The 7889-nt window shown below is 67.0% G+C and carries 5 protein-coding genes; 2 read left to right on the top strand and 3 right to left on the bottom strand.

The genetic code is table 11. The features are described 5' to 3' along the window. Positions 1–209: 209 nt before the first annotated feature. Positions 210–1898, top strand: coding sequence for a hypothetical protein (locus NZ773_15315; GenBank protein MCS6803295.1), 1689 nt, complete (start codon positions 210–212; stop codon positions 1896–1898). Here the strand turns inward: NZ773_15315 and NZ773_15310 are convergent. After that, on the bottom strand, positions 1895–2533 hold the full coding sequence (locus tag NZ773_15310) for an MBL fold metallo-hydrolase (GenBank protein ID MCS6803294.1): 639 nt from the start codon (positions 2531–2533) through the stop codon (positions 1895–1897). The genes NZ773_15315 and NZ773_15310 overlap by 4 nt on opposite strands. Positions 2534–2666: 133 nt before the next feature. Here NZ773_15310 and NZ773_15305 point away from each other — a divergent pair, with 133 nt between their 5' ends. Continuing rightward, the gene (locus NZ773_15305) at positions 2667–3146 is read left to right on the top strand and encodes a DinB family protein (protein ID MCS6803293.1); all 480 of its coding nucleotides are present in this window, start codon (positions 2667–2669) and stop codon (positions 3144–3146) included. 529 nt (positions 3147–3675) lie between these two features. Here NZ773_15305 and groL read toward each other — a convergent pair. Beyond that, complete coding sequence (groL, locus tag NZ773_15300; protein ID MCS6803292.1) at positions 3676–5322, bottom strand: chaperonin GroEL; 1647 nt, start codon at positions 5320–5322, stop codon at positions 3676–3678. 101 nt (positions 5323–5423) lie between these two features. Then, the gene (locus NZ773_15295; GenBank protein ID MCS6803291.1) at positions 5424–7784 is read right to left on the bottom strand and encodes a YfhO family protein; all 2361 of its coding nucleotides are present in this window, start codon (positions 7782–7784) and stop codon (positions 5424–5426) included. Between the last annotated feature and the right edge of the window lie 105 nt (positions 7785–7889).

The following is a 7889-nucleotide window of genomic DNA, read 5'->3' as shown; positions in this document are numbered from 1 at the left end:
GCCTCGCCATCGCCCGAACGACGCCATGAACGACCGCCTCGCCATCGCCCGAACGACGCCATGAACGACCGCCTCGCTGTTCCTCTCGCCCGGCCAGTCGCATCGCCCGGGCCTTATGAGAGACAATTCCAGTGCAAGCGGCACGGCGACGGATGACCGTGCGAGCGCTTGCCGAAGCCCCGCTCAGGGCCGATCATTCCCTTGTGGCTATGGATGATCTGCGTCGTGCGCTGGCAGCAGCAGACGCGCTGCGCGAAGCGCTCTACGAATACGGCGTTGACGACGAGGAAGGACGCTTCCAATCGGCACGGGCGCTCGCTTGGCAGCAGTTCTTCGGCCCGCTCATCCCGATCGGCCAACTGCCCGACGACCACCCTGATTGGGACGCCTACGATGATTGGTTTCTCTTCGACTATCGGCTCGTCGAGAACGGCAAGACGCCCTTCGAGCTCTTCCTTGCTGGACCGGCAAGGACACTGCCGCCGGAGCAGCGGGCGCTCGCCGAGACGTGGCAGAACGACCGGCTCGGGGTGTTTGCGGTCGAGTCCGTCGGGCACGGCGGGGGCGCGGTGCTGCGCGACCTGAAAGACGGAGCCCAGCTAACCGTGCCGAATGTGCCGCTGTCGCGCCATGGACTTCGGTGGGACTACCTGATCGGCCGTCTCGTGCCGGTCGGAGAGGTGTGGGGCTTTGCTGCGCCGCCGCGTCACCTCTTGCCGCCGCTGGCCGACCGTCTGCCCGCCGATTTCATCGGGCGAGAGCCGCCCGCTGCCGACCGACGCGCCCGCGCGATCGAACTGTGGCGCGCCGTCCGCCGGATCGCCGCCGAACAGCCCGCCGTGCCGATGACCGAAGAGGGCGACCCCGTCCGCCCTAGCCGCGTCCGCTATCAGCTCGCCGACCCGGCCCGCGCCGCTGCAGCACTCCGGGCACAACCGTTCCTGCAGGTTCTTCCTGACGCGCCGCCCGGCGAACAGTGGCTGGTCTGGCAGGGCATTCCGCCCGGGTTGTCAACCCGCGATCGCGTCGGCAAAGTCGATCTCGCGGTTATCCGTCTCCGCGACGACGAAGTGACCATCGAGACTCTCACCCCGCAGCGGCTCGACCGCGCCCGCGCGCGCGTGCTGCCGCTCCTCGGTGAGGCGCGCGTCCTCGAGGAGACGATCGGCGCGCCTGTTCAGAACCCTGACGCGGTCGCACGGGCGCGCGCGGCCGGCTTGATCGTCGGCGGCATCCTCCAAGCACTTGCCGCCAACCGCCGTCTCGATGCGCTCCAGCATGCGCTCCCTGGCAGCGAGGCAGCCGTGCTCCTTGAACAGTTCGACCGCGAGCCGTTCGGGCTTCTTGCTGGGCTGCACCATCCCGGCCAGATCGGTCTGAACGATGTTCTCCTCACCGGCGACCTCGCTGGCGTTGAGCTCCGGTATGAGCAGCCCGGCGTGCCGACCCGCTACGCCCAAGCGCGGCTGCGCGAGACCCCGACTGGCTGGATGCTCGAAGCGATCCGTCCCGGCCGGCTCGGCGAGCAGCCAGCGGATGCCCTCACCACTCCTGAACTGGCCGCCCTCTGGCACGGCGATTGGCAGTGGGCGCCAATCGGCCCCGCCGGCAGTGACCCCGTGCTCGGCGTCGCACTCAAACGGCTTTACCTTGCCGCGCGCCCGATCCTCGTCCAGGTGCTGGCAATCCGGCTCTGGCAAGACTTCTCAGCTCGCTCGGCTCCGGAGCCGGTGTGGGATGCCGAGCGCTGGGCGATTGGCGTTGAACATGTTGCGGCATGGCAGGCAGGCCTCGCAGACGAGCCGACAATGCCGACCGCGCGGCGCATCATTGAGACCCTCGCGCTCGCCCCTCGTGACCCGCGCTATGCCTTTGATCAGCCCGTTCTCCACCGTTAGGGCGGCGGCGCGAGGACAACCACCTGCACCGACTCAGGCAAAGACGATTTCGTTACCGTAAGCCGCGGCTGCGGCGCTGCCGCCGGCGCCCCCATCTCGCGCAGAAAACGTTCAACCCCGTCGAGCTCTTCCTGTTCGCGCGGTGTCGCGAAATGCATCGGGATGACCAGCCGCGGCTGAAGCAGGCTGATCGTCTCGGCAGCAAGCTTGGCATCGATGGTCTGCCTGCCGCCAACGGGGATCAGCAGGATATCCAATCCCGTGAGCGCTTCGGCCTGCTCGGCGTTCGGCACATGGCCCAGATTGCCAAGGTGGCCTATCTGCATCTCCTCGAGCGTGAAGACAAAGGAGACATTCTTGCCGAGCGTTGCCCCTCTCTCGCGGTCGCGGTAGGTACGGATGCCGATGATCGGCACGCCGGCGATCTCATACTCCCCCGGCCGGTTGACCACGCGAGGCGAGCCCCCAATGAGATGGGCCGCATTGTGCCACGGATCATCATGGCTGACCGAAACAATCGTGGCTGTCAGCTTGAGCGGCGGATAGCCGGAAGTCGTCTCGTACGGATCGGTAACAACCGTCGCTTCCCGGGCACGCAGCCGAAAGCACGAGTGCCCAAACCACGTCAGTTCCATCGTCGCTTCCTCACCCGAGGCGACGGGCAGTTCTTCGGAGATCGCGCCTGCCGAATCGTAGCCGCTCGCCTCCTCATGCGGCGACTGCGTGAGATATCCTAGGCGCCGACTTCGAGCGCAAGGAGCACGAATAATGGGAAGCCGGGCAGAAGAGGCAGCACAAGCGCTGGAAGACACCCTCCAGCGAGTTGAAGAGGCAGCACGGGCGATCCCACCAGAGGCGCTGCGTTACGCCCCCGGCGGCGACGAGTGGCCGATCGACTGGATCTTGCGCCACATCGGAACGGGCGCCCGCTTTCGCCTTGATCTGGAGCGCGCTCGCGAGAGCGGCCAGTTTCCCCCTACTCGCTTCGGCGAGTACACCGCCGCCATGCAGGCCTGCGCCGGCAAGTCAGCGGCGGCGATCCTCGCGGAGACCGCCGCCGACTTCCGAGACTACCAGGCATTCATCCGCAGCCTTTCGGATGAGGCGCTGACAGCGCGGTATACCGTGACGATGCCGAGCGGACGCCAGCTGGAGCTCTCGACCGCTGAGAACGTGCAGGCGGTCATCAGCCATACGGAGGAGCATCTCGCCCAGATTGCGGACTGGCTGGCGCGCCGAGCGGGGTGACGTCGGCTACTGCGCTGAGCAGCCTCAGGGAGCCGGCAGAGGAGAGCAGGCTCAGGCGAGAAGCATGCTCTCTCTTCTTCACGTTCCTCCCCGCCACTGCGAGCGAGGGCGGCAATCCCGGCCGAACCTAAGCCGGCCGCTGCCGGCTCCACGCGGAGGGTGCAGCGGCCGGGGTTGCCGCGGCGGCCTGCGGCCGCCTCGCAACGACGCCACGAACGACCGCCTCGCCGTCATCCGAACGACGCCATGAGAGCCCCTCGCCTTCGCCAGCGAGGTGCCGCGGGCAGCCACCTGCGGGTTTACCGTGCTGCCATGCAGCAGGAGCAAGGGCGCGCCCTCTCCTCGCCGTCATTGCGAGCGAGTGGAGCGAGCGCGGCAATCTCGGCCGGTGACATGGCCGCGCCGAACAGCCATCCGCTGATGACGGAGGGATCCCTCCCAGAATCGAAAAGGCCGCGCTGGCGGCGGGCGTTCCCGCCACGGCTCGCGGCCTCCACCCGGGAGAGGGCGGCATCGCCGCCCGGCAGGATTAGTACTCGGGCACCGACGGCGCCGGCTGGCGCTCCTTCTCCTTGACCTCCGTGACGAGCGCCTCGGTAGTCAGGATCATCCCCGCGATGCTGGCGCCATTCTCCAGTGCCGAGCGCGTCACCTTCGCCGGGTCGATAATCCCCGCCTCGACGAGGTCGCAGTACTGCTCGCGCTGAACATCGAAGCCCCAGTTCAGCGACTTCCCGGCAGCGTGCTCACGGCGGATCGCCTCGACAACCACCGAGCCTTCCAGCCCAGCGTTGGCGACGATCTGGCGCAGCGGCTCTTCAAGGGCACGGCGCAGGATCGAAACGCCAACCTGCTCGTCGCCTTCGAGCTTCAGATTGTCAAGCGCCTTCGCGGCATTCAGCAGTGCAACGCCGCCGCCCGGCACGATTCCTTCTTCGATCGCCGCGCGGGTTGCCGCCAGCGCATCCTCGACGCGGCTCTTGCGGTTCTTCGCCTCCACCTCAGAGGCTGCGCCGACCTTGATAACCGCAACGCCGCCAGACAGCTTCGCCAGTCGCTCCTGCAGCTTCTCGCGGTCGAAATCCGACGTCGTCTCTTCGATCTGGGCCTTGATCGCCTTGATACGGGCGTCGATGTCGCTCTGCTTCCCCGCGCCCTCAACGATCGTGGTGTTGTCCTTATCCGCGATCACGCGGCGCGCGCGGCCAAGATCTGCCAGGGTGGCGTTCTCCAGCTTGCGCCCGGTCTCCTCGCTTATCACCTGCCCGCCGGTTAGGATCGCGATGTCCTTCAGCATCTCCTTGCGGCGATCGCCATAGGCCGGCGCTTTGACCGCCAGCGCGTTGAGCGTCCCGCGCAGCTTGTTGACGACAAGCGTCGCAAGCGCCTCCCCGTCGACATCCTCGGCGATAACAACGATGTTCTTGTTGCCGCTTTGGATCACCTTCTCAAGGATGGGAAGCAGGTCTTGGACCGAGGACACCTTCTTATCGGTGATCAGAATGTAGGGGTCCTCGAGAACAGCTTCCTGCCGGTCGGGGTTGGTGATGAAATAGGGGCTGATGTAGCCTCGGTCAAACTCCATCCCTTCGGTGTATTCCACCTCGAGATTGAGGCTCTTCCCTTCCTCAACGGTGACCACGCCATCCTTGCCGACCTTGTCCATCACCTCAGCGATCAGCTCGCCGATCGTGGGGTCGGCCGCGGAGATAGTCGCCACATGAGCGATATCCTCTCGCCCCTTCAGCGGCGTGGCCTGACGCTTAATCTCCTCGACGACCGCCTCAACCGCCTTTTCCAGCCCACGCTTCAGCAGCATGGGGTTGGCGCCGGCAGCAACGTTCTTCAGCCCTTCGTGGACGATCGCTTGGGCGATCACCGTCGCGGTCGTCGTCCCATCACCGGCGACGTCTTGGGTCTTCGACGCCGCTTGCTTGATCAGCTGCGCGCCCATGTTCTCGAAGGGGTCTTCGAGTTCAATCTCCTTCGCCACAGTGACACCGTCATGCGTCACTGTCGGAGCGCCCCACTTCTTGTCGAGGGCGACGTTTCGGCCCCGCGGCCCAAGCGTGGCCTTCACCGCTTCTGCGACGATATCGATCCCGTTCTTGAGCGCCCGACGCGCGCTTTCGTCGAAAATAAGCTGCTTCGCCGGCACGGCTACAATCCTCCTCATCAACGTCGCGGCCGCAACCTGGCCGCTGTAGTTCGTCGAGACCGAGGGTATTGTGTGCTACTGACAGATTTGACCGCTGTTAGAGGAGGGTTAGAGTTCCATTAGACCGCGCGCCGGCGCGCCAGCGCTGCGATCCAGAGCGCGAGGAGCATGAGCGCGGTGCCGCCGCTGAGGAGCGCCCCCCACGCCAGCGGCGCCGGCCGGTAGCGCAGCTCGACCCGGTGATCGCCGGGGGGCAGCCACACCGCCCGAAAGAGGTAGTTTGCGCGCAGCACTGCCGCCGGCTGGCCCGCGATGGTCGCTTCCCAGCCGGGGTAGAACGTTTCGCTCAGCACAAGATAGCCGCCCTCCGGCGCGCGGGCCTCGATGGTCAGGGCAGCGTTGCTTGACGCAACGATCGCCGCTGTCCCCATTCCCCCCGCTCTCGCTGCTCCCTCCTCGAGAATGACCGTCCGGCGAGGGTCAAACCCCGGACGATGGACCGCCCGAAATGCAGCCTCGTGACTTGGAACGATCTCGGCGGAGGGGACAATCCATACGCGGGGCAGTGCGCTCCGGTTGCGGTAGACGGCTATCAGTTCGTCAGCATAGACCCGCTCGAACTTCGCCGGCTCGAGACGGACATCGGGCTTGCCCAAGACATAGCGGACATTGAGGAGGTCGTAGGGCGTCCCGTTGCGGCCGCCCAGTTCCGCCCAGTAGCGCTGAACCGCGGCGATCATCAGCGGGTTGTCAACGCCGCGCACCTCTGCTATGCGGTGATACAGTCCTGCTGCCGGCTGCCACACCTCCCAGACGCCGGTCTCACTGTCGATCCGGAAGAAGGGGTCGGGGTCGGCACGCAGCATCGCCACCACTCCCTCGCGCCGGTAGTTCGCCACGGGGTCGCTGCCGCCGCCCTCAACATCGAAGCCGATCGTTAAGAGGTCGAACGCTGCCCAGAGCACGGCAAGGAGCGCAAACCAGCGTCTGTCGAGACGGCCGAAAGCGCGCAGCCCAAACAGCAGGATCGTCCCGCCAAGGAGCAGCGCCGCCAGCAGCAGTCCATCGACAATCGCCGTTAGCCGCGGGATCATTGCGCCGCGCTGCCCTTGGCCCACCGCGAGAAAGAAGACGAACGGCGGCAGCGCCCCAAAGAGCACTCCAAGCAGCACGAAGCCGGTCCAGCGGACCACCCGGCGGAGCGCGCGCCGCGTCGCTTCGTCGGCCGCTTGGCGGGCAGCTTCTATTCCCACCCCCGCCAGCCACGCCGCGACGAGATTGAAGAGGACGATCGCCCGCGCCGGCGCACGGATCCCCCCGAAACCGGGGACGAACTGATAGAACCAGCCGTAGACGACGGTGTAGCCGCCGAGGGCGAGCACGAGGGCAGCCACCCCGACCGCGGCGAGCGCCCACACACCGGCAGCGCGTCGCGTGGCGAGCGCGACCGCCACTGCGACGAGCGGCAGGACGCCGAAGTAGCCCATCTCCACGCGCGGCCACGGCCCCCAGTAGCTGCCGGGTCCCCGGCCCCAGAGATCGGGCACGAGGAAGCTGAGCAGCATTGCTGGGGGCAGCGAGTATTCGATAGCGGTGTCGTAGGGGAGCACCGCTCGGGCCGTCAGCCCCCGCAGCTCGAGGGTCAGCAGGATCTGGACCGCCGCGAGACCTGCCGCAGCGATTGGGAAAGCAAGCGCCCGCAGCGCAAGGCCGAGCGCGCTCCGCCATCCCGCTCTGGCGAGTGCGCGAACGATGCTGACCCCCGCAAGCGCTCCAGCGAGGAGAAGACCGTAGAGGAACGGCTGAATATGGCCGGCAAGGAGCCCGAACGCCAGCGCCGCCCCACCGAGCGCGAACGGAAGCAGCCGCCGCTCGGTGAGGCCGCGAACGAGGCCGAGCGTCGCCCACGGCAGCCACGCCGCCCCCGCGACTAGGTTCAGGTTGCCGAGGTGGACGATGAAATAGTCGCACAGCATGTATGCCAGCGCCGCCACCAGCGCCGCCGGCCGCGAGAGCGGCCCAACGCCTTCCCAGCGGCCGAAGACGCCAAGGGCATACATGCCGACACCGGCGACAGCAAGGTGGCCGAGCACCAGCGCTGTTATCAGTTCGAACGTGATCTCGCCGGTCAGCGCATAGAGGACCCAGTAGGGGGGGTAGAAAACGGCCGCTTGGATATCGGCCGCAAAGGGAGCCCCGCCGTAGAGATAGGGGTTCCAGAGGGGAAGCCGGCCGGCGCGGAATTCCTCGGCGGCGAAGCGATAGAACGGCAGCAGGGTGGAGGCGTTATCGCCGCCCCCTTCCGGCAGCCAGTAGTTCGGGACGAAGAAGACGCGCCAGAAGCAGCCCACCACTGCGAGCGCGATGACGCCAACGGCGAGGCCATCGCGCCACCACGCCCGGGCGTGACGCTGTTGCCACAACGAGAGGGCGAGCAGCGCACCGACAACGGCGGTGCCTGCCGCGACAAAACCGAGCACCTGCGCCTCCTGCGCCGCGGCGCAGCCTAGCAGAGCGGCGTTCCGGCCGACAATGGTCGCGGGCGGCGCCCTGAAGAAGCAGGAGACCATGCTACAATCGCCTGC

The organism is Dehalococcoidia bacterium (assembly GCA_025054935.1).
Classification (GTDB): domain Bacteria; phylum Chloroflexota; class Dehalococcoidia; order SpSt-223; family SpSt-223; genus JANWZD01.
Note: the sequence above shows the minus strand (reverse complement) of the source record. Positions and strands in the feature narration are given on the sequence as shown.